Below are 344 nucleotides of genomic sequence, written 5' to 3'. Positions count from 1 at the left end.
ATGAGATTGGCAGGCGTGCCTATGAAAGAGATCATGCAGAAATTGAATATTAAGAATAAGACACAAGTTCAGACATGGGTTAGATGGCATAAGGCTGGGGAAACACATCGATTTGAACAGCCTGTTGGAAAGCAATACACTTACGGAAAAGGTCCGGAGTATTCTTCCGAATTAGAGAAACTGCAGGCAGAGAATCGTTATCTGAGACAGCAGAATGAAGTTTTAAAAAAGTACAACGAATTGGAAAGGAAGTTGATAGCAAAACGTCAGTCGAACTTGTAGAAATATTGCACAGCACAATGACCGTGCAGGATATCTGTATTCATTTAGGTATCTCTCGGGCG

Annotated in this window: 1 pseudogene; it reads left to right on the top strand. The window is 41.0% G+C overall.

From position 1 onward, the window contains the following. Positions 1 to 344: pseudogene (locus Q3W56_RS20775) on the top strand (IS3 family transposase); the annotation flags it as partial.

The organism is Bacillus sp. C28GYM-DRY-1 (genome assembly GCF_030519405.1).
GTDB classification, from domain to species: Bacteria; Bacillota; Bacilli; order Bacillales; family Bacillaceae; genus Bacillus; species Bacillus spizizenii_A.
The sequence above is the reverse complement of the archived record's forward strand: the minus strand, read 5'-3'. Positions and strand labels throughout refer to the sequence as shown.